This window comes from Methanobrevibacter boviskoreani JH1 (genome assembly GCF_000320505.1).
GTDB classification, from domain to species: domain Archaea; phylum Methanobacteriota; class Methanobacteria; order Methanobacteriales; family Methanobacteriaceae; genus Methanarmilla; species Methanarmilla boviskoreani.
Map to the genome: position 1 here is coordinate 38,511 of NZ_BAGX02000021.1, position 22,864 is coordinate 61,374.

Genomic DNA, 22,864 nt, shown 5'->3' on the forward strand with positions numbered 1-22,864 from the left:
AATGGGATTGTTAATTTAAATTCATCTGATTTTTACTTATAATCTAAATTATATTATTATATCTTTAATGGGGGTTTGATTTTCTAAAGTTTATGGTGGTGGAATGTAATTTTATATTTTATAACTTGATTTTATAGTATAAGATAAGCTAATCTATTTTTTATCTTAAGATAATTTGGAAAATAATGTATGGCTTAAGGTAGAATATAACTTTATATTTTATAACTTGATTTTATAATATATGATAAGCTAACAAATTTCTATTTTAAAGGGATTGAAAAATATAATATAGTTTAGATTTAAATATTTTGTTTTTAAAAAATTAATATAATTAATTATTAATTAATATTCTATTGATTTTCAGGATATGTTTTAATTAGATTATATTGGATGAATGATTGTTTATTTTATATGATAAGGTAATCTATTTTATATAATGAATCATTGTTTAATCTATTTAAACAGTATTTATCAATAGTCTATAAATTCATTGTGGAATCTACATCACATAACATTAAAATTAGATTCTTATTTAAAAAATAGAATTAATGTTTTATTATAATAAGATATTGTTTTTCAGGTGCTATTATGAAACTTATAATGGATGAGAGAGGTAAGAAATACTTAATTCCTCAAGATCAGGAATTTCAAAGTGACTTAGGAATCATTAAAAAGGAACAGATGGAAAGAGCAACAATTGGGGATACTTTAATCACCCATCTTGGAAAGGAGTTCCAGGTCATCAAACCGAATATACGAGACTTCATCGATCTGATGGATAGAAGATGCTCCATATTATATCAGAAGGATATTGGTGCAGTAACATCACATACTGGACTCGGCTCAGGAGACAGGGTAGTGGATGCAGGAACAGGTGCAGCTGCAAGCGCACTTAACTTTGGAAACATTGTAGGCGAGAGAGGCCATGTATACTCCTATGAAATAAGAGAAGACTTTGCAGAGGTTGCAGAAAAGAACATCAATAACTTTGGTCTTAAGAACATTGAGATTAAGAACCAGGATATAAAGGAAGGTATTGATGAGGAGGAGATTGACCTTGTATTTTTGGATTTACCTGAACCTCATGAGGTATTTGGGGAGGTTTATAGATCCTTAAAATTAGGCGGATGGCTAGCTGTCTATGCACCATATATCCAACAGGCTGAGAAGGCATATCACACCGCAGAAAAACTAGGCTTTTCAGATATCGAAATTCTCGAACAATTGGAACGTGGCATTGAGGTTAGAAAACAGGGTGTCCGTGCTAAAACCCGTATGAATGGTCATACTGGATATATTCTGTTTGCACGTAAGTTATAATTATTGAAACTTGTATTTTCATAATTTATGGGATATATTTTATTTGTATGTAATTTATAATCTCTAAATTTCAGTATTTTTACTTAAATTTATAAAAATCAGTTTTAAAATTTTTATCTAGATTATTTTAGAAAAAATAAGTATTTTAAAAGTATTAAAGGACATTTATTATATAATGTCCCTTGAATACGGACTGTTGTTTATGAATATATTCTTTTATAATATAAATTTTTTTAATTTTTAGCTATTTTTGACTTAATCTCCTCTTCAATTATTGGTATTGTACATACTATCTTTATGTAGAAATTAAATTTTTAGGTATACCTAAATTTTATATATTAGAAATCATAAAATAATTTTGATTAACCTGAATTCAATCTTTCATATAATTAGATTGAATTTGTATCTCTTTTTATTTTTTTATTTTTTTAAAATGGGAGGTATTAAAGATGTCTGGATTTATAGAGTTTCAAAATGTTACAAAAGAATATATAAACGGTGACGAGGTTCTAAAAGCTGTAAATAACCTGAACTTTACAATAGATAAAGGCGAGTTTGTTGTGATACTTGGACCATCAGGTTCCGGTAAATCAACACTACTAAACCTTCTTGGAGGACTGGATCATGTAAGCTCTGGTAATATTATGGTAAACAATCATGATATTACAGACTATTCTGATAATGACTTAACGGAATACAGGGCACATGAGGTCGGTTTTATCTTCCAGTTCTATAATCTGATTCCAAACTTAACGGCCCTTGAAAATTTAGAACTAATCAGTGATGTGATTGGCCGAAAGATTGATGGAAAATCCATGCTTGATAAGTTGAATCTTACAGAACATTATCATAATTTCCCGTCTGAGTTGTCTGGAGGTGAGCAGCAAAGGGTATCAATTGCCCGTGCACTTGTTAAAAATCCGAACATGTTGTTATGTGATGAGCCAACAGGAGCACTTGATTCCAATACTGGTGATATGGTTATAGGATTGCTTTATGATATCTGTAAGAATAACAAAACTACTGTAATTATCGTAACACATAATGAGGATATCGCATCCCTTGCAGACAAGGTAATACATCTAAAGAACGGTATTGTTGAAAGTATCGATACTAAATTAGATGATGGGAACGCCGATTCTATTGATGCTGAAGAGGTTTTAACCTAGGAAATTGGTTTATGGGTTGATAGGTATGTTATATAAAAAATTAATAAGGGATTTGTCTAGTCATAAACTGCAGTTTATAGCTATTTTCCTCATGGTGTTTCTTGCAGTATTTATATATGTTGGAATAGGCTCAGAGGCATTCGGATTTGACCAGGAGGTAAAATCTTACTATAATGAAACAAACATGGCTAATGTATGGGTATATGGCGATAGCTTTAACAGTGTTTCGGTAGACAAGATTAACAATATGTCATCAGTTGAGGGTGTGGAACGTCAACTGTCTCTAACTGCAAAGGGGGATATGAGCTATGATCCCGATGTTGACTTGCGGTTTGTGGAAAACAATAGTGTGGCAAAATATTATCCGATTACAGGTTCCAAGTTGAACCTAAGTGATGAAGACGGTATCTGGTTAGATGATAAGTTTGCAAAGGCACATAACTTGAAGGTAGGAGACGACATAACCCTCAAGTTCAATGGAACCGAGATTACAAAGACAGTTAGGGGAACGGGATATTCTCCGGAATATGTGTTTGAGGTACCTACAAAGTCAATAGTCCCTGACTACAGAACCCAGGGCTTCGGATATCTTTCACATGAGGCATTCCCATATGACATACAGTATAATACAATACTTATCAGAACAGATGAGAATACGTCAAAGTTCCATGATGACCTGGATGATGTCATGGATGACTACAATACCTTCCTATCCATTGAAAATCATGGAAGCCACAAAACAGTCATATCAGAAATAGACCAACACATGATGATGGCCGACATGTTTCCTATAATATTTGTTGTTGTGGCATTGTTAATACTTCTTACAACAATGGCACGTATAATAACAAATCAAAGAACAGTGATAGGCACATTGAAGTCATTAGGATTTTCAAATAGAAAGTTGATATTCCATTATCTGTCCTATGCATTGCTACTTACTGTAAGCGGCAGCATACTTGGATATATATTAGGCCCATTGTTACTTCCTCAACTGTTCTATCCATCCATGTCCGAATTCTATTCCCTGCCCTATTGGGGACCAGGCTTTGACATAAGCTTTATAGAGGTACCTATTGCGATCATAGTATTGTCAGTTCTGTTCGCGCTGATGGCAATCTATAGCATTACCCGTGAATCACCTGCAGATGCGCTGGAGCCGAAAGCCCCTAAAATATCAAAACTAAGGTTTATCAATAAAACAAGTCTGTGGCAGAAACTGAGCTTTAATCTTAAATGGAACATTAGGGATATTAACAGAAGTAAGGTAAGGTCATTTGTAACAGTTGTAGGTATTCTCGGATGTACGGTTCTGCTTATATGTGGATTTGGTATGAATGATGGAATGTATGAACTGGAACACTGGCAGTTTACAGGTATCAACCATTATTATTCCCAGATTGTCCTGGAGGACAATGCAAGCTCATCACAAATTGATTCTATTGTTAATAAGTATAATGGAACAAAGGTGATGACATCAAGTATCGAGATTAAACATAATGGCATCGAGAAAACTACGACACTGCAGTCCTATAACGCCACAGGTATCATAACCCCTAACAATCAGTATGAAAATCCAATCTCATATGACAATAATAGTGTGCTTTTGTCAATTAAATCAGCAGAGCTTTTAGGTGTGGATGTTGGTGATAAGATACAATGGCATATCTATGGTCAGGATAAATGGGCCAATTCCACCGTTACCGGAATATCAGCAGATCCCTCAACACAGGGATTGGTCATGACACCACATAAACTTGATGAGCTGGGCATTAACTTTACACCTTCAACAGTGGTTAGCTATGATAGGGACATTGATGAAAACCTCACTGGTATAAGTACAGTCAACCATGTTGATGATCTGGAGAGAAGTTGGGATGAGCTGACCGGCGTGTTCTATCTTATAGTTGGGGTATTGTTGGTATTTTCATTAGTTTTGGCCATTATCATCCTATACAGTTTAGGCATGTTGTCCTTCATTGAATCCGAGAGAAGTTTTGCAACACTAAAGGTCATTGGTTTCAAATCAAAGGCTATCCAGAAGATCTTCTTAACCAAGAACCTGTTCCTATCCATTATAGGATTTGTTATAGGTGTTCCTTTAGGTCTATATGTTCTAAGGATTATGCTTGATACTGCAGGTGAGAACTATTACTATCCAAACACATATTCACCACTTTCTATTGTGTATTCACTTGTAATTGTGATTTTTGTTTCACTTGCAGTAAATCTGTTGCTGTCTAGACAAATCAAGAATATCGATATGGTTCAATCACTAAAAAAGGGTAGGGAATAAAAATATTTATTTCCTTTTATATTCTTTTAATTTTAATTTTTAATTACCTTATTTAATCTTTCTTTAAAGTATGTTTGTAGGTTCATATCTTCACAATAAATATAACAACCTTTCATACCTCTTGTCATTAAAGTTTTATATGTATTTTTAATAATTTCGTCAGCTATTTTTAAAGCTTCTTTTGGATTTTCTTTATATAATTTTTTAATTCCCCTTAATGACTGATCAGTTTTTGCTCTTTGAGTAAAATCAGTAATTATTTTGCCATTTTCATAACGCATATCATTTCCGATAATTACCCCTACATAATCAAATTCAAGACCTTGGCATGTATGGATACAACCTACTTCATTAACAGAATCTTTATCAATAGCCCATGTTGAAGAATTTCCAAGATTCCAACTCATTGAAAAATCTCCTATGTTAATATCATGTATGTTAGTATCATTTTTTCCATCTTTAATCCAGTTCCAACAATACCCCGCTACTATTCTTGAATTATTATTGATTTTATTCTTTTCAAAGATTAAATCTCTTAAATCATTAACATCATCTATAACTCTAAAATCATAATTAAAATCAAAAAAATTATAATTAGCAGTATTTTCAATTTCTAAAACATCATCTAACCATGATAAATATCCATCAGACCCGTTACATCTAAATTGGGATTTAAGTTTCATATGTTCTATTTGAGCATTTTGCTCTTTTGCAAATTTTTCAATTAACTCAATACTCCCATGGTCTTTCATAGTCACTTTTTGATTTTTATCAATAAAGAATATGGAACATTTTGCAGCATTAATAATTTCTTTAATTTGGTCTTCACCTTGATTTTGAAACATTCCTGATTTTTTATTCAAACGATGAGCTTCATCTGCAATTAATGCATCAAAATCATTTGTATTAGATTTAGTAAATGATCCAGAACTTTTAAATAAATTTTTAATGTAACTTTGTGTAAAATCACCACCTCTTAATTTTTTATAAAACACTTCACGAGGTGCACTATTCTTTGTTACATATAATGCTAACATTTCATTATTATTGCCTAATATATTAACAAGTAAATTTATAGCAATAACAGATTTTCCAGTTCCAGGGCCTCCTTCTACAATTAAAACTCTTTTTTTATCATCAAGATAAGATTTTCTAACCATATCCATAGCTTTTTCATAGGCAATTTTTTGCTCATCAATCATTACAAATTCTTCATTACCTTTAAGCATGTTATATAATGTGTTTTGTAATTTCTTAGAAGGTCTAATTTTTCCATTATCAATTCTATAAAGTAGATTATTTTTATCTCCATATTTAACATATTTTTCTATAAATTCTCTAAGTTTAAGTGTATCTCTTTTTCCATACATTGGGGCCCTATCAATATATGGTTTATATATGTCATCTTTTAATGGGTCATTTTCATCAAATTTGTAATTATGTAAATATGCACATGGATGTAATATTATTGCGTCTTCTTCAATAGTTTCATTAAAGTTTTCAAGTAATGATGCATAGGACCATGCTTGATATGAAGGATGTGTTGTTTCTCTTAATCCTCCGCCTAAAAATGTTTTCACAACTCCATCTTTTCCCTGAACTTTCTCAGCTTTTTCCCATTGTTTAAGTTCTATAATAATAACAGAATCTTTTCCTTCTTTATTTGCTCCGGATATTGTAAAATCAATTCTTTTTGAAGTTGTGGGTATAGTAAATTCTATAGCAACTCCAGAATCATCTGGGATGTTATCATCATTTAAAACTTTATACATAAACTCCATAGAATTGTCCCAAGATCTTATCTGGGATTGACTACTTTTACCTATCTTCTGTTTATAAACATCATATATTTCATCAGTTATTGATCCACATTCTACTGAATCCATAAATTGACTTTTAGTCGCTTCATAAACTAACATAATTTCATCTTTAATCATTTAATTTTAAATTATACTCATAACTTATTATATTTTGTAGAAATACCTTTAAATTTTTCAACAGGATATTTTTTGGCAGTTTTTTCCATTTTATTTAGAATAATCTCATCAATATTTAAATCTAATTCATATGCCATTAATATACAATAGTTTAAGACATCTGCTAATTCATCAGCAACTTCTTCTTTATCAAATTCATTATTCCATTGGAAATGTTCTAATAATTCTCCTGCTTCAATAGAAATAGATTTGGCTAAATTTTCAGGACTATGAAACTGTTCCCAGTCTCTTTCCTTTTGAAATTTAATGATTTTTTCTTTTAACTCTTCCATAAGAATTCCTTAATTTAAGTTGGTTAAAATAATTTGATTATATTATTATTTTTAAATTAGATTAATTAATTTTAAGGATAATGTTTTTTTTTCAAAATATTTCTGTTTAAATTTTCAGGGCAATTATTTAAAATTTTTAATCCTTTTTCAGTAATTGAAGCATATCTTCTTTTTTTACTTTCAATAAGAGTAGATTTTTTAAGATGTGTACAAATCCATCTATACGTTTTGATATTTAAGTTTCCCTCTGTCTAATCTATCCTTTATATCTTCTTCTGAAAAATTACGTTGGTCTGCAATTATATCTGCAATTTTTGTACGTTTGTATTCTTTTTATCACTTGATATATTTAAGACCTCAAGATACGTGTCGTCAACTTTTGGTAAAGCCATAAAATTCCCCTAAAATTAATTCTTATTTTAATAATTTTTAATATTTGGAAGTCGGTTGATTTTTAAACCCTTTCTTGATATAATCTTGGAAATATAAGAATATATGTTCATATTTTTAATTATCTCAAAGATGTATTTATGATATAAAATTTATTTAATTTCAATTAAAAAATTTCTATTTGAATATTTATTAATCAATTAATGTATTTCCATAAAATATTTTAAATAATATTCTATTATAATTGAAATTTTTTAGTTTTTTAATGGTTAATTAATAAAAAATTAATTGAATTAATATAAGGTGTTTATAAAATCTCGTCAATTGGAGATTTTTCGATTCCTAAAACATCTCGCTCAAGAGATTCTTCCATCATTAATTTATAGATAATAACAGAATCAGTATCTTCATCAATAATATTTTTTAAACCATCAACAACTATTTTAAGTTCACTTTTAGTTAGTTCTCCTTCAAAAACAGAATTCTGAATCCAAAATAAATATCTTCTTAAAAAACTTTTAACTTTATTTACTCTATCAACATTAACATCATATACAATTATTACATACATAATAATCACATTATTAAATTTACTTAAATTTATTTTATTTATATTGATACTTCATGTTTGATTAAGTTATTTACTTAAATAAATTTATGAGTTTATTTAGAAATTAATTTATTAACAAGGGAATTAGATTATTTACCACCATATTACAAATGGTTCATATTTTTCCATCCCTAAAAAATGTTTTTTAAGTTTATATGCTTCTAATCTAATTAATCTTTGATAAGATACTTTTCTTCCCAAATCTTTATGTTTTATTGTTTTTTCTAAACGTTTATTATACTCTTTAACAAAAGTTTTTCTACCATTATCATTTAATAAACAACAATTAAGATCCTGATTAAAATCTTTTTTTGTAATCATCTTTTTATTAACCAAATAAAAAATAACCCTATCAACAAGTATGGGTTTAAATATTTCACTTAAATCTAAGGATAAAGAAAATCTTCTCTCAGAAGGTTCATGAAGATAAGAAATAGTTGGATTTAACTGAGTATTATAAATTTCAGATAACACTGTTGAATACATTAAAGAATTACCGAAACTAATTAGAGAATTAACCATATTTTTAGGAGGTTGCCTAGATCTACCTTCCATTTTAAATTCTTCTGGAAGGATATCATCAAAATAATTATAATACTCTGAACGTATTCTACCTTCAACATTCATAACTTCAGTTATTCTTTTTGCATCCTTTAATTCTTTTAATGTATCTTTAATATTATTATCAATTTTGTAATAAGATAAAACCTTAAGAATATTTTTTGCTGAACCCTCAACAAAGAGTTTAGCTAATTTTAATCTTTTACTAAAATTAAGATAATGTTCAGCTTGTTTAATTAATAAATCTCCAGAAAGCAATGATTCTCTTGGATAATAACTACCATTATAAAAACCATAATAATTAAAAAAATGTATTGGAATTCCCTCTTTTGCAAAAAGATTAATTACTTGTGATGAAACAGTTATTTGACCATAAGCATAAACACTATAAATTTTATTAATAGGTAATGGTTTTTTACCTTTCTGATTAACAAAATATATGGTGTTCTCTTTTCTTTTCAATATTCCCTCTGATAATAAATAATAATTTTTCTTAGGCATAAAATTCCTCATTTAAGCGAAACAAAATTCAAAATAAGCACACTTTCTACATATTCTTGATTTTTTAGGTTTTGGAATATTAGAATTAATAATATTATTAATATCCTCTAAAACATCATTTAATTCTTTTTCTTTTTCATCTGTAAGTTCAATCTTAATTTTTTTCCTATTTTCTGGATAATTTAAGTAACCTACAATATTATTTAAACCTTTTTCATTCTTTAAATAATAAATATAATATAACAATTGAAATTCATGGGATTTCTTCATAGATTGTGTTTTTTTAACTTCATGAATTTCAATTGGATTATTATTCTTAATAAAATCAACATTAATTAAATTATCAATAAGAACCTCATTTTCCTTTTTATAAGAGTTTTTATGTAAATTTTTACCTAATTTAACATTATCTGACTCTTGTTCCATTTGAATATTATGGGAAAAAAGCCATAATTTAGTTTTACAAATAAAATAATAATTTATTTGAGTTCCATTAATTGATTTCATAGTAAATCATTATAAAATTTCAGTAATTATAGGTTTAAAATTAAATCCTTTATTTAATGAATAAAAAAATTCTTCTCCATCACCAATATTTTCTTCATCCAAAATATAGAAGAATTTAAATTTGTCCCATTCATTTATTTTTTCATACAATTGATCATACTTATTAATAGTAATGTTAATCATGAATTTGTATAATATTGATGAAAATTCCTTTTTAATAAGTTTATAATAATCATGATTTTTATTTCTATTTTTAAAAAGTGATTTATAATATTCCAACAGATTTTTACCAATTATTTTATTTTCATGATACAATTTTTTATTAGTTTTAGATGATATATACTTAATATATCTTAATTCATTAATTGAGAAAATAAAATCCTTTTTATTTTCTTTATAAAATTCAATAAAATTATTATCCTCTAATTTTTTCCAAATATTAAAATTTTCTTCAATTTTTAAAGATTCAGTAAATATATTTAAATCAGTACATATGAAAATAGAAAATTGTTCTTGATTATTATCTATTAAATGTATTCCTGTTTCTTTATCTAATAATTTTGAATACTCTGCATTATTTAAAAATATGATATTATCCCTATCAATAAAATTAAATTTTGATTCATTTTCATTATTATGTAAATTAATTAGATCTGAAACATTGTCGTAATAATCTGAAATATCTTCAAAAGTATAGTTAGCTGATTTTTCAATTAAATTTCCAGTCGATTTAATTCTTGTTTCTTGTTCTTCATCATTATAAATATATTCATAATAATCTTTTTTTGAATCATTTAATTTAATTAAATATACATTACCTTTTTTAGAGGGATTATCATAACGAATAGTCAATTCTCCATTTCTATTACAACGTCCTCTAATTTGTTCAATAGAATCTAAAATAGCATAATCTCTAATAACAAAATCAAAACTTACATCAACACCAGCTTCAATACTTTGTGTACTTATTAAAATATATTTTTTATTTTGATTTTCATTCATATGATTAATTTTTGAAATAATTGCTTTTTTACTAGATGGTATTAAACTTGAATTCAATAAATCTATTTCAAAGTTATACTCATCACAGTATTCACTTAAATAATCATATATTAATCTAGAAGATTTAATTGTATTAAAAACCATCAATCCTTTGTTATAATCTTGTTCAAAATTCTCTTCAACAATATCTAATAAATAATCAATAATTTCAGTATGATTTTCAGATGTTAATTCAAAAGATTTAATTTCATTTTTAATTTCTGTTCTTTTAAATAATGAATGATTAAAATATATAGAAGGATTTTCTATTAATGAAATATTAGGATATCTTAAATTAGATTTTGAATCTAATATTAATCTATTAAAATTAGGTAATGTAGCACTCATTATAATAAAATAAATATTATATTTATCTGCTAATTCATTAATAATATAATATAAACTATTCCAGTTTTTTAAAGGTAAAGATTGAATTTCATCTAGAATAATTACAGAATTTGTTAATGCAAATAATTTATATTTAGATTTTTTGTCATTTCTAATTATACTATTGAATAAGCTGACAAATGTAGTACATATTACAGGGTAGTTAAAAAAATCATCATTCAATAATATATCATATTTAAATTCATCACTTGCATCTGAAAATAAAGTTTCAGATCCAGAATAAATCTTTCTAATTTCCCCATTATCTTCTGTTAATCCATAAGAATCACATATTACATCAAAATTTTGTTCAATAATATTAATGAAAGGCATAGCATAAATAATTCTATCAATTTCAGTATTATTTATTATATCTAGTGCTAATTTCATGGAAGTGTTTGTTTTTCCAGCACCTGTAGGCATATTTAAAAAGAAAACTCTATTTTTATCAAGACTTTTAATTAAATTAAAAGATGATTCTAATAACATATTTTTTCTTAAAACATTAATATTATCAATATTTTCCAAAGAATCAGTTATTAAATTATCATATGATAAATTTTTATTATATTTTTTATTGTAGAATGATGAAAACATTTTATTTTTTAAATCTAATGTAATTCTATTATTAAAATTTAATTTTTTAACCTCTTCAACTGAAATATTGTATTTATTACTAGCAAAAACATCAGATACTATCAATAATGAATAAATATACATATAAAAATAGGATAATGTGCTATCATAATCTTCAATTTCATTTTTTAAATATTTTGAATTATTGTCTTGTATTTGATTAAAATAATATGGTGAAAATTTCTCATTTTCGATATCTTCTTTGCTAGCTAAATCCAAATATAATAATATAATACAAAATGTAATCCATTCACTATCATTTAAGTCATATGAAAAATGTTTATTACTTAAAATATCTTTAATTGAGGTATGATGTCCATAGATTGTATAAGCTAATATTAATAGAATTACGGTATTTTCATCAATAATTGTCTTAAATTTAGATAAAAAAATTAATGATCCAACAATTGAATGGGTTTTACATAATAAAGGTATATAATCTTCAAAAGAATATTTCTTTAAAAAAGTTGATTGTTCATTAAAAATTTTTTCATTATTTTTATTTAAGCGATTTAACTGAAAATTGAATGAAATTTTTCCAATATCATGCAAGTAAACAGTATATTTAATAACTTTATTAAAATCCTCAAAAGTAAAATTTATCAAATATTTTTGTTTAAATCTTTCATAAAAGTCTTCAATAGTTTTTTTATCTAATAAATTATCAAAAATGTATGATGTTTTTTGAATATGATTCATGAGGTATTCGTTAGTATGTGCATAAAAATAAAAAAAATCATCATTTAATTTAATAAATGATGAATCAAAATCATATTTTAAATCAAAGAAATCCATTTTTTATCTCCAATATTATATAATTCTAAAAAACAATTATCTTTTAATTCAATATCCGAGAAATAGCATTCTTCATTTTTATTTATAGAATAAAATGAAATTGGTGAAAATTCAAATTCTACAAAATTTTCTCTTTTTATAGGATAATCATGTATAAAATATTCATAAAAACTTTCTAATTTTTTGGAGTTTCCACCAGAAAATAATACTTTTTTCTTATTAATTTTTTTAGATTTTAATACTGCATTTTTTATATCTCTTCTGTTAAGTGAACCATAAATTCCATTTCCTGAGGAAAAAAAATCATTCTTATTAGAATTATCTAGTTTAAATGTTTCATATTTAAAAACGTTAATAAACTTGTAATTTAACATAAATTCATTTTTCCCCATATATAAATTAAAGACGGATTGTTGTGACTTAATTCTTTCTAAAAATATATTTTTTTCAGATTCTAATGAATTAGGGAAAACAATGAATAATTTATAGTAAGGATTGATTAAAACATCTTGTCTAATATTACTTATGCCATTATTAGAAACCTGATTAAATGTTACTCTTTTTGTTTTTAGGGGAAATAATGGTTGAATTGAAACTTTAATGTCATTAAGTTTTTCAATACAATATGTATTAATACCTTCATTATTAGTTATATAATCATCAAATTTATAACCTAAAATCGCACCAATCATACCTATTATAGAAGTTTTTGGTGGAATAAAATAGGTTAACATTCCACCACTATTTGAAAAAGGTTTAGTAAAACAACCAAATTTACTCCAAATATCTAATTCTATAATTTCCATACAAATTACCTTAATTTAATTTTTAATTAAATCAATTGGATCTTTAGATGAAATTTTATCTCTTAATTTAAAATCGGTTTTTTCATCTAAAGTTTCTCCACCATATTCCAAAATTAAATCCTCAGAATCATAATATAAATCAATACTTTCAATAAAATCACAGTATTTTTCTAATTTTTTAAATAGTTTATCACAATTTAACTTGAGAATTTCATGATTTACTTTATGTTGTTTTTTATTAGAAACTTCAATCAATTCTTTTAATTCTCCAATATTCAAAATAGTATTATCTTTGTTAATAAATTTAATTAAAATTAATAATTTTGAATCAGTTTTTTTACTTGTTGACTTCCTTAAATTAGTTCCAAACCATAAAGATTTTTTAAATAACTCTAAATCAGACTTTAATAATAAATTTTTATAAACATTTGGATTAATAGTTATATCATATGAAATTATTGCATCATCAACAATTGATTCTGAACCATTAGTTTTTTGTTTTCCAGTAGTTGTTGCAAAAGGGGCACCAATTTGAATACGTTTAATTTGTGCTTCGTTAATATCAACACCATAAGTTAATTGAATTGGTCCATATATTTGTTTTGAATCCTTTGTAAAACTAAATGTCCCTCCAAACATTCTAACATCTGGTGAACATTTTATTAAAGATTCAAAAGGATTATCTTCTTTTTTAAAAAATTCATATACATCGTCACGGGTTTTAAATTTATTTTCTTCTTTTTTTGCACCTTTAACTAATCTTGGGAAGAAAAATACAATATTTTCTTTATTCTCCAAATCTTCAACAGATTCATGAATATATTTTCTAACATTATATTTTATACATTTATCAGTTGTAAATATTTCTCCATCAAAGTTTCTTGGAGAATTATCTACAAAATCCCCATTAGGATTTCCTAAAATGGTTTCAGTTAAATATATTCCTTGATAATAATTTTTAACATATTCTTTATCAGTTTCCATAATATCACTTATATTTTTTTAATTTTAATTTTTATATTAAATGGCATTTCACCAATATTATTAATTTATTGAAAAATTTAAAAAGTTTAATCTTAAATTGAAATAAGATTATTCAGAACCATAACTTGAAGATAATATATTCTCTGTATAATATCCTGTAAAAATTAATAATAAATAATCTTCAAAATAAAATTCATCTTCATCAAATAATGAGTTTAAATCTTTTTCTAATATTTTAAAAATAAACTTACCTTTTTTATTCATTTTTTCAATATAATAATTGTTTTTTTGTAGGACTTCGGTTGCAAATAATTTTAAAACATTATATTTATTACAATTTAAAATAAAATTGGAGAAAACTTCCCCATTTTTGTTGTTACTCCTTTTAAAATTGTCAATTAAGGAAATAAATTGTCCCAATAAATAATATTTTAATGAACAATCCTCTTCAATTAATTTAAAGATTTCTTCTTCATCCTCAGCTGAAATCTTTTTTTCTTCATCTTCAGTTGAACTCTGGTCATTATTCTTAATATTATATTTTGAAAAAATATTTTTTAATTCTTTTATATTGTCTTCATTCAACATTTTATCCTCCAAAAATTCTTTATTCAACATATAATAATAATTTAAATTTTGGATAATAGAATTTCTATACGAATTTTCATTATTTGTGTTCTTTTGATATTTTAGTAATAGATTTAAAACAATTTCATTCAACATTTTTCTGTTTAAAGAATCACTATTTAATTCATAAATAAAACTAAAAATACTATTCATATATTTAACAAATATTGACACTGTTTTAGAATCAAAACCCCTAAAAATACCTTTCTCTCCACTAATATCATTTAAGTATATATCATAAAAATTAAATAAATTTGGATATTTAACCCCTTCTTTGTTAATATTAACAAAAAATGATTTAAAAATGTATTCTAAGTCAAAAAGATTAGTTATATAATTTTTTTCTTTAGTAATATCAAAAGTTAAAGGCTCATTTAATAAATAGTTGCAACAATTACCCTCATTATATAATTTTATTTTTTTATTAAATTCTACTAAAAATGCTTGATAATTTTCTACATATTTATTTATTATATAAGTATTGCCTTTACTTTCACTGTAAAAAATCAAATCATAGTTAAAATCATTTGAATTATCTTTTAAAAATTCATTAATTTTTGAAAATGAAGGTTTATCTGTATTTGATATTTTTGTAAAAGAACTATACTCTTTATTTCCTTTAGATTTAGGTATAATCATTATAGGTGCATTTAAACTTTTCTTAATATTATTCTCTGCAGTACGTAAATAAGAATTACATTCATTACATATTCTTAAATGTGCATTATTCATTTTATTTGAATAATTAAATGAAGAAGATTTAGATAATGCATAACTTCCTATTGAAGAATAAGTTATACTTTCTTTTCCACAAAATGAACAGTGCCCCCTCTCAAAATTTTTAATTTTTTCTTCTCTTTTTTTAAAAATCTTTGAATAAAAAATAAATATATCATTAATTAAATCTAATTCATTATTAAAACAACAAGCTAAATAAAAATTAGATTCATCTTTTTTTATAAATTCCTCGGATTGCTTTAAATTTATAATCTTTTTAGAAATTTCATCAGATTTTTCCAAAATAAAACTATAATAATCAATTATTAATGAAGAAATTTTATCATAAGAATAATCATTAAAAAATTTTAAAAAAAATGACTTTTCAAGCTTATTTAAAGGACAAGAATTTATAAAATTATTATAATCATTGTAAATATTATTTAATACAGCATTAAATTCTTTATTATTTTTGTTAGATTTAACTGAACGTTCAATTTTTTTTTGAAAATTGATAAATTTTTTTTCACTAAATTTTTTATTTTTTAAAAAATCATTATCTAATTTTATAAAAAATGGAGATAAACCTAATAAATGTGATTTAGATGGAATCATAAATCTTTGATCTGTAGATATAAAAAAATCATTATGAAAAATTGAGTGATTAAAATATTTATTAAAATCAAATGATTCTTTCTTATAAAAATCAACAAGTTCAAAATTATAATTATCAAAATTAACCAATAATATATAATCTTTATCTTTTGTATCTTTTCCAAAATCATCTAAATTATTTTCAGATAACCATTTACCATATTCGATTAAATCATAAATCATAAAATAATTCACCCATATTATATTAAATCAATCATACCAAATCCTAATCCTGATTTTTCGCCTAAACCAGCATCGTATGCAAATTTCAACAATTCTTTATCTCCTTCCAATATTAAATCCATCATATAAGCCCTATGAAAAGTTCTTTTATCACCTTTTTCAATTGAAATTCTTTTACTTTTTACATTTCTCATTTCTGAATAAATCTTAATTTTTTTATCAGTTCCATCTAAATCATTGTACTTTAAATATTTATTAATCAAATTTTTCTCAAGATTTCTAAAGAACTGATCCCCGGGCGCAAGATCCCAAACTTTTAGATTACCCTTAATTTCTTTTTTAGTTCTTACAATTATCGGAGACAAAGTTTTAACATTAATTTTATCTGCAAAATCTGGAACAGGAAGTAATTCTACTTTCTGTACAAAAAGATCTTCACCAATGAAGTTAACAGTTAAATCATCGAGGAACCCTTCAACAAGACTTTTGATTAAATAATCATCAGAAGAAGAAATTAAAAAGTCAATCATCCCATTTTGAGATAAAAAGCCTTGTTTTGTAATTTTAAAATTATGTATATGTATTTGAGAAAAAGTAAAATATTTGTAAGAATTAGAAGAGTGTAATTTTTTAGAAAACTCTAAATCAGCAATTTTATTATAAATAATGGCTGATATTATGTGATTATAATTAAAAGGTATTTTCAATCTATTATTTTTAGATTTCAATAAAATTTTAAGTCTCATATTCACACCCTTTTTATAGTTTTATATCTTTTTTTTAATTATTTATATAATTTTCTATTTAAACTCGGTATTTTTTCTATATTTTTTAACTATTTTATAAAAATTTGGTTAATAATTAAATATTAAAATTTTTCCAATAATTTTTTAATTTTTAATTAAATATTTCTTAACTTATATTATTTTTTCTATATACTTATTTTATCATAATCCATTTAATTATAATTTTATTTTTTATTAAAATTTTATTTTAAACTTTTAATCCAAAAATATATTATTTTAATAATCGGATTTATAAATCATATATTGTGGAATATGATTTTAATCATATAATGTCTTATTTTAATTTGATAATTCAAATTATTCAATTTAAGTATAAACTATTTTCAATCCTATAATGGTCTTATTTTAATTCCAAGATTTAACAGGAACACCAATTTTTTCTCCAGTCTGGAAATATTCATGTTCACGGTCTACAATCTGATAGTCTTTATAGGCTACAGCTATTTCACGGATTTCCTCAGGTGTAAAAGGTTTTTCACCGCGATTATAATCACAGTCCGCTTCTCCAGGAATCATTACCGGTGCAGTAAAAAGTAGTTCGTTGGTTTTATCACTTTTTTGTGATATTTGTTGTAGTGATTTCAATGCAAATCACCCTATAATTGTTTTTAATTATTTATTTTAAAATTAGGAGTTTGAAGGGAAGAAAAAAAGAATTATCCTAAAAAGAGCTTTTTAACATGAAAAACATTATAATAGTATAAACAAAAAAAAGGATTTCATATATATTCTTCCCTTCAATAATATAAGGTGGACAAATAGAACCACCCAAAAAAAATAATAATAAAAATAAATTGTAATTAACAATTAATTACAAAAAAGATTAAATTTAGAATTTTATAGGAATAATATTTATTTAATACATTCTTTTGGTATTTTTCTTACATAAGGATTGTCATTAATTATTTCTTCAATGAGATTACCCTTTTTATTAAATAATACACATCTTCGTTGAGTTGTGTTAGCATGTCCTCCTTCCCCAAATTTTATATGATTTTTAATCCCATAATCTATTTTTAATATGAAATCTGAAAATATTATTTCCTCTTTTTTAACATTTTCCTCATCATTCATTGACATAAAATATATACCTCCCCCATATCACAACTTTTTTTAATCATCTTTTTTCTACATTAATCAAAAAAATAGAATTATTATAATTAAATTAATTATTAATTACAAAAAAAGCTTTTGCAGGATTAATAAATAATATTATTGTTTTCTGAAAAAACCTCATTTAAATCTTCATATGGAAAATCAAATTGATAAGGATTATCATCAATTACCTCTTCAATAAGATTACCCTCCTTATCAAACAATCTAAACCTACGATTACATGCATCAGAACATCCTATAAACCCAAATTCTCCCTTATTTTTATCACCATAATCAATTTTCACTATGAAATCTGAAAAAAATATTTCATCCTCATCAACATTACCAAAAAGTATTACAGACATAACTTATCCCCGCACAAAAATCATCTTATTTTTTATTCCTCATCAATTAATTTAACAAGATCTTTATGTTCCGGATATTTTTTAATCAAATCCAAAGCCATACGGACATCATCTTCATAAATATCTTCAATGTCATATTCATACATTTTTCCAAAAAGATTAACCCATTGATATAAACCTAATGTTCCTTTTCCATCAACATCCAAATCTCTCATAAATCTTTCATGTACCTTCTCATGATGGGTCATAAGTAAAGGAATACAAGCATCAGGTAAACTAACAAGCTCTTCTATATGTTGTAAAATATATGGTCTATTAATTTTATATTTTTTATGTAATTGTTCATCATATTCTGATGCTAATACTCCATCAAGTGTATATTCAAATTCATATCCAGGTATTAAATTGCTTTTCATAAAGTTTAATCCTCCTTATTATACTACTTTTAAGTAGATTTCACGTTTATAAGATTTAATTTCTAAAATCTCTAATTTAGTATCATTTCAATCCCATAATGGTCTTATTTTAATTGGCAGTAATGGAACAGCACCATCAGACTTGATAGCATTTCAATCCCATAATGGTCTTATTTTAATTTGCAATTCCAGAAATTCTATAAGGATTATCAATCATTTCAATCCCATAATGGTCTTATTTTAATACTGCAATATGGAGTTTTATGGGATTATTAAAAGAATTTCAATCCCATAATGGTCTTATTTTAATCTAATCACTAGTAAATACAATGGGGGAAAATGATTAATTTCAATCCCATAATGGTCTTATTTTAATAAACTGCCTCTGGGGTACTAGTATTATTGATACTATATTTCAATCCCATAATGGTTTTATTTTAATTAAGCCCTTAGTTGGATCACATACATAAAAACGGTTATTTCAATCCCATAATGGTTTTATTTTAATTGGGATATTGCTTCAACTATGTATGCAGATATTCAATTATTTCAATCCCATAATGGTCTTATTTTAATGTTTGAATCAGTTGATGTTTGTTTTTCTATTATCATATTTCAATCCCATAATGGTTTTATTTTAATTGAAGTAGCTGATTCAGTTGTGAAAGCTTGGGTGAAATTTCAATCCCATAATGGTCTTATTTTAATCTGGCAAGAATACAGTGTATTCCTCCTTGAAAGTCTATTTCAATCCCATAATGGTCTTATTTTAATCTTGTTAATGTATAGGTTCCAAAAGATAATTTTATATTTCAATCCCATAATGGTCTTATTTTAATAATATATGGTGTAGGTTCATCTAATCTAACAGGCGAATTTCAATCCCATAATGGTCTTATTTTAATCACAGCAATTTTAGTTACAGTAGCATCTTTGGGTAATTTCAATCCCATAATGGTCTTATTTTAATATCGTCTATTGTTGACAATGTTTGGGGATAGGTAGGATTTCAATCCCATAATGGTCTTATTTTAATGTGCATTGGGAGTGAACTCAGTAAAAGACTTGACGGTATTTCAATCCCATAATGGTCTTATTTTAATTCCAACAGGTTTTACCATTACGCATAGTCCACAGTGTAATTTCAATCCCATAATGGTCTTATTTTAATTCTTTAGTAACTACAAGTATAGGTCAAAATAAGAATGATTTCAATCCCATAATGGTCTTATTTTAATCTTCTTTTATATCTATTGTTGATTACCGCTACCTTCATTTCAATCCCATAATGGTCTTATTTTAATCAACCGCCGACATAACTAAAAAGGAGTTTAAATTAATTTCAATCCCATAATGGTCTTATTTTAATTCGAAAGGCAAATACATATTTCCTAACAATTCTAACAGATTTCAATCCCATAATGGTCTTATTTTAATACTACTCTTCTTTGATAAATAAAACAGTCATGGTCATTTCAATCCCATAATGGTCTTATTTTAATGGAAATTTTAAAAATAGAGCTAAACAATTAACCGAATTTCAATCCCATAATGGTCTTATTTTAATTATTACCAACACCATTAGGTATTGCAGGCATATTCATTTCAATCCCATAATGGTCTTATTTTAATATGAATAATAATGCTTCTGCTACAAGTCCTGCAACGATATTTCAATCCCATAATGGTCTTATTTTAATGAATTCAAAAGAATCAGTCTTTTTGACTCTTTTTACTATTTCAATCCCATAATGGTCTTATTTTAATAGAGGGAGATATTGAGATTGATGGTTTCTGTTTCTAATTTCAATCCCATAATGGTCTTATTTTAATTGCACGGTATCTTATGATTGGTTTTGTGGATTATGAATTTCAATCCCATAATGGTCTTATTTTAATTTCAAAGAAACCTTCTAAAAAGGGACATACCAAAATCATTTCAATCCCATAATGGTCTTATTTTAATCATGTCCGCCTGCCCAATGAAGATTATATTTAATTATTTCAATCCCATAATGGTCTTATTTTAATGCGGAGAGAATTTGTAGGAATATTTATCTTGAGGGTATTTCAATCCCATAATGGTCTTATTTTAATTCTTCAGATTCTACGTTGAGTATAGTGAATGATTCATTTCAATCCCATAATGGTCTTATTTTAATCCGGATAAACCATTCTATATCTATTTAACTAAGACTATTTCAATCCCATAATGGTCTTATTTTAATGAATACTTATGGTTCATAATATAAAAACATATAATAATTTCAATCCCATAATGGTCTTATTTTAATAGGATTAACTCATCATTTTTGGGTTCCTCATATTCATTTCAATCCCATAATGGTCTTATTTTAATACCTTCACCCATGACGATTATAATTCAACTACTTGGATTTCAATCCCATAATGGTCTTATTTTAATAAGTAACAATAAATTAAGATTTCTAACTGGTTTAATATTTCAATCCCATAATGGTCTTATTTTAATGGTGATAACCTGTATGTAGCACAAATCATAGGTGGCCGATTTCAATCCCATAATGGTCTTATTTTAATATAATATGTAGTATGTGTTGTTTCTCATGTATATTCTATTTCAATCCCATAATGGTCTTATTTTAATCTTGTTTTTTCATCCATTTACTCATCTCCATAAGTTTATTTCAATCCCATAATGGTCTTATTTTAATCGGGCATGATGTCATTCAATTCATCAGATGAAGGGTATTTCAATCCCATAATGGTCTTATTTTAATATGTATTAGGAAAGTTATCACTTTTGCCAATAATTTATTTCAATCCCATAATGGTCTTATTTTAATTTGCTTACCAACTAACAGTAGAAGTGGTGCTGGTCCTATTTCAATCCCATAATGGTCTTATTTTAATACGGAAATATTCTCCTTTCTAAATTTTAAAGGTTTTTATTTCAATCCCATAATGGTCTTATTTTAATCAATGTTGGTGGAGATTCATTCACGGATATGTTCTCATTTCAATCCCATAATGGTCTTATTTTAATACATCTAAAATATGAATGGAGAAACTTCTCAGATGTATTTCAATCCCATAATGGTCTTATTTTAATACATCTAAAACATGAATGGAGAAACTTCTCAGATGTATTTCAATCCCATAATGGTCTTATTTTAATTTCTCTTAACTCCTCAGCTTCAATACCTATAATTTCATTTCAATCCCATAATGGTCTTATTTTAATCCGTTTAATCATTCTTGAACCCCCAGTCTTGGTTACATTTCAATCCCATAATGGTCTTATTTTAATAGGATTACCTGCAGGAATTAGTATGGATAGTATAAGATTTCAATCCCATAATGGTCTTATTTTAATTATTATAATTATTAATATACTTTAAAATGTTCTTATATTTCAATCCCATAATGGTCTTATTTTAATTGAAATGAATAAGGGTATGAACATAATGCAATCCTAATTTCAATCCCATAATGGTCTTATTTTAATTCTTATTTTTTTAATTTTAATCTTTTCATCTCCAACATTTCAATCCCATAATGGTCTTATTTTAATATCTACATTACCTCCACTTTCAAGTATTTGAAGCTTATTTCAATCCCATAATGGTCTTATTTTAATTTGCATTGTCTTAGCAGATGAGGACATGTCAAACTATTTCAATCCCATAATGGTCTTATTTTAATTTCCCTAATGTCCTTATTCTTGACATCAACTCTAATATTTCAATC

At 25.5% G+C, this 22,864-nt stretch carries 18 protein-coding genes and 1 CRISPR repeat array (1 of these 19 running past the window's edge); of the genes, 3 read left to right on the plus strand and 15 right to left on the minus strand.

Translation table 11 applies throughout. The features are described from left to right. The first annotated feature begins 588 nt into the window (after positions 1-588). The 3 genes from ON24_RS05910 (at position 589) to ON24_RS05920 (ending at position 4,785) form a co-directional block, all read left to right on the plus strand. Complete coding sequence (locus ON24_RS05910; protein ID WP_040682278.1) at positions 589-1,320, plus strand: tRNA (adenine-N1)-methyltransferase; 732 nt, start codon at positions 589-591, stop codon at positions 1,318-1,320. 449 nt (positions 1,321-1,769) lie between these two features. After that, positions 1,770-2,489, plus strand: a complete 720-nt coding sequence (locus tag ON24_RS05915; protein ID WP_040682279.1) for an ABC transporter ATP-binding protein — start codon at positions 1,770-1,772, stop codon at positions 2,487-2,489. A gap of 25 nt (positions 2,490-2,514) precedes the next feature. Further along, positions 2,515-4,785: an ABC transporter permease gene (locus tag ON24_RS05920; RefSeq protein WP_040682280.1), complete on the plus strand. Its 2,271-nt coding sequence runs from the start codon at positions 2,515-2,517 to the stop codon at positions 4,783-4,785. A 32-nt stretch (positions 4,786-4,817) separates the two neighbouring features. Here the strand turns inward: ON24_RS05920 and ON24_RS05925 are convergent, their stop codons facing one another. The 15 genes from ON24_RS05925 to ON24_RS05990 form a co-directional block, all read right to left on the minus strand. Beyond that, a complete protein-coding gene (locus ON24_RS05925; protein WP_050553576.1) occupies positions 4,818-6,704 on the minus strand; it encodes a DUF2075 domain-containing protein in 1,887 nt (628 codons plus the stop codon). Between the two features lie 35 nt (positions 6,705-6,739). Beyond that, on the minus strand, positions 6,740-7,054 hold the full coding sequence (locus ON24_RS05930) for a nucleotide pyrophosphohydrolase (protein WP_040682281.1): 315 nt from the start codon (positions 7,052-7,054) through the stop codon (positions 6,740-6,742). Between the two features lie 71 nt (positions 7,055-7,125). Beyond that, positions 7,126-7,287 carry a winged helix-turn-helix domain-containing protein gene (locus ON24_RS09550; RefSeq protein WP_081585247.1) on the minus strand — a complete coding sequence of 54 codons (162 nt, stop codon included), beginning with the start codon at positions 7,285-7,287 and terminating at the stop codon, positions 7,126-7,128. 464 nt (positions 7,288-7,751) lie between these two features. Then, the gene (gene cas2 / locus ON24_RS05935; RefSeq protein WP_040682282.1) at positions 7,752-8,015 is read right to left on the minus strand and encodes a CRISPR-associated endonuclease Cas2; all 264 of its coding nucleotides are present in this window, start codon (positions 8,013-8,015) and stop codon (positions 7,752-7,754) included. A gap of 132 nt (positions 8,016-8,147) precedes the next feature. Continuing rightward, the gene (gene cas1b / locus ON24_RS05940) at positions 8,148-9,116 is read right to left on the minus strand and encodes a type I-B CRISPR-associated endonuclease Cas1b (protein WP_040682283.1); all 969 of its coding nucleotides are present in this window, start codon (positions 9,114-9,116) and stop codon (positions 8,148-8,150) included. Between the two features lie 12 nt (positions 9,117-9,128). Beyond that, positions 9,129-9,623 (minus strand): CRISPR-associated protein Cas4, encoded by a 495-nt coding sequence (cas4, locus tag ON24_RS05945; protein ID WP_040682284.1) that lies wholly within the window; start codon positions 9,621-9,623, stop codon positions 9,129-9,131. Between the two features lie 9 nt (positions 9,624-9,632). Further along, positions 9,633-12,482 carry a CRISPR-associated helicase/endonuclease Cas3 gene (locus tag ON24_RS05950; RefSeq protein WP_040682285.1) on the minus strand — a complete coding sequence of 950 codons (2,850 nt, stop codon included), beginning with the start codon at positions 12,480-12,482 and terminating at the stop codon, positions 9,633-9,635. Continuing rightward, on the minus strand, positions 12,464-13,288 hold the full coding sequence (cas5, locus tag ON24_RS05955; protein WP_040682286.1) for a CRISPR-associated protein Cas5: 825 nt from the start codon (positions 13,286-13,288) through the stop codon (positions 12,464-12,466). Before cas5 ends, ON24_RS05950 begins: the two co-directional genes overlap by 19 nt. Before the next feature lie 15 nt (positions 13,289-13,303). After that, positions 13,304-14,272: a type I CRISPR-associated protein Cas7 gene (locus tag ON24_RS05960; RefSeq protein WP_040682287.1), complete on the minus strand. Its 969-nt coding sequence runs from the start codon at positions 14,270-14,272 to the stop codon at positions 13,304-13,306. A gap of 108 nt (positions 14,273-14,380) precedes the next feature. Continuing rightward, the gene (locus ON24_RS05965) at positions 14,381-16,360 is read right to left on the minus strand and encodes a hypothetical protein (RefSeq protein ID WP_152411893.1); all 1,980 of its coding nucleotides are present in this window, start codon (positions 16,358-16,360) and stop codon (positions 14,381-14,383) included. Between the two features lie 110 nt (positions 16,361-16,470). Then, positions 16,471-17,199: a CRISPR-associated endoribonuclease Cas6 gene (cas6, locus tag ON24_RS05970; RefSeq protein WP_040682289.1), complete on the minus strand. Its 729-nt coding sequence runs from the start codon at positions 17,197-17,199 to the stop codon at positions 16,471-16,473. Positions 17,200-17,604: 405 nt separating this feature from the next. After that, on the minus strand, positions 17,605-17,844 hold the full coding sequence (locus ON24_RS05975; RefSeq protein WP_040682290.1) for an XkdF-like putative serine protease domain-containing protein: 240 nt from the start codon (positions 17,842-17,844) through the stop codon (positions 17,605-17,607). 267 nt (positions 17,845-18,111) lie between these two features. Then, complete coding sequence (locus tag ON24_RS05980; protein WP_040682291.1) at positions 18,112-18,339, minus strand: hypothetical protein; 228 nt, start codon at positions 18,337-18,339, stop codon at positions 18,112-18,114. Between the two features lie 119 nt (positions 18,340-18,458). Further along, positions 18,459-18,719 (minus strand): hypothetical protein, encoded by a 261-nt coding sequence (locus tag ON24_RS05985; protein WP_040682292.1) that lies wholly within the window; start codon positions 18,717-18,719, stop codon positions 18,459-18,461. 32 nt (positions 18,720-18,751) lie between these two features. After that, positions 18,752-19,135, minus strand: coding sequence for a hypothetical protein (locus ON24_RS05990; RefSeq protein ID WP_040682293.1), 384 nt, complete (start codon positions 19,133-19,135; stop codon positions 18,752-18,754). An 84-nt stretch (positions 19,136-19,219) separates the two neighbouring features. Further along, a CRISPR array of direct repeats spans positions 19,220-22,864; the repeat unit is 30 nt; unit sequence ATTTCAATCCCATAATGGTCTTATTTTAAT (it continues 5,973 nt past the right edge of the window).

Bases quoted from the DNA above. Each gene is read 5' to 3' on its own strand.
- ON24_RS05910 (WP_040682278.1), top strand. From the start codon at position 589: ATGAAACTTATAATGGATGAGAGAGGTAAGAAATACTTAATTCCTCAA.
- ON24_RS05915 (WP_040682279.1), top strand. From the start codon at position 1,770: ATGTCTGGATTTATAGAGTTTCAAAATGTTACAAAAGAATATATAAAC.
- ON24_RS05920 (WP_040682280.1), top strand. From the start codon at position 2,515: ATGTTATATAAAAAATTAATAAGGGATTTGTCTAGTCATAAACTGCAG.
- ON24_RS05925 (WP_050553576.1), bottom strand. From the start codon at position 6,704: ATGTTAGTTTATGAAGCGACTAAAAGTCAATTTATGGATTCAGTAGAA.
- ON24_RS05930 (WP_040682281.1), bottom strand. From the start codon at position 7,054: ATGGAAGAGTTAAAAGAAAAAATCATTAAATTTCAAAAGGAAAGAGAC.
- cas2 (WP_040682282.1), bottom strand. From the start codon at position 8,015: ATGTATGTAATAATTGTATATGATGTTAATGTTGATAGAGTAAATAAA.
- cas1b (WP_040682283.1), bottom strand. From the start codon at position 9,116: ATGCCTAAGAAAAATTATTATTTATTATCAGAGGGAATATTGAAAAGA.
- cas4 (WP_040682284.1), bottom strand. From the start codon at position 9,623: ATGAAATCAATTAATGGAACTCAAATAAATTATTATTTTATTTGTAAA.
- ON24_RS05950 (WP_040682285.1), bottom strand. From the start codon at position 12,482: ATGGATTTCTTTGATTTAAAATATGATTTTGATTCATCATTTATTAAA.
- cas5 (WP_040682286.1), bottom strand. From the start codon at position 13,288: ATGGAAATTATAGAATTAGATATTTGGAGTAAATTTGGTTGTTTTACT.
- ON24_RS05960 (WP_040682287.1), bottom strand. From the start codon at position 14,272: ATGGAAACTGATAAAGAATATGTTAAAAATTATTATCAAGGAATATAT.
- cas6 (WP_040682289.1), bottom strand. From the start codon at position 17,199: ATGAGACTTAAAATTTTATTGAAATCTAAAAATAATAGATTGAAAATA.
- ON24_RS05980 (WP_040682291.1), bottom strand. From the start codon at position 18,339: ATGTCAATGAATGATGAGGAAAATGTTAAAAAAGAGGAAATAATATTT.
- ON24_RS05985 (WP_040682292.1), bottom strand. From the start codon at position 18,719: ATGTCTGTAATACTTTTTGGTAATGTTGATGAGGATGAAATATTTTTT.
- ON24_RS05990 (WP_040682293.1), bottom strand. From the start codon at position 19,135: ATGAAAAGCAATTTAATACCTGGATATGAATTTGAATATACACTTGAT.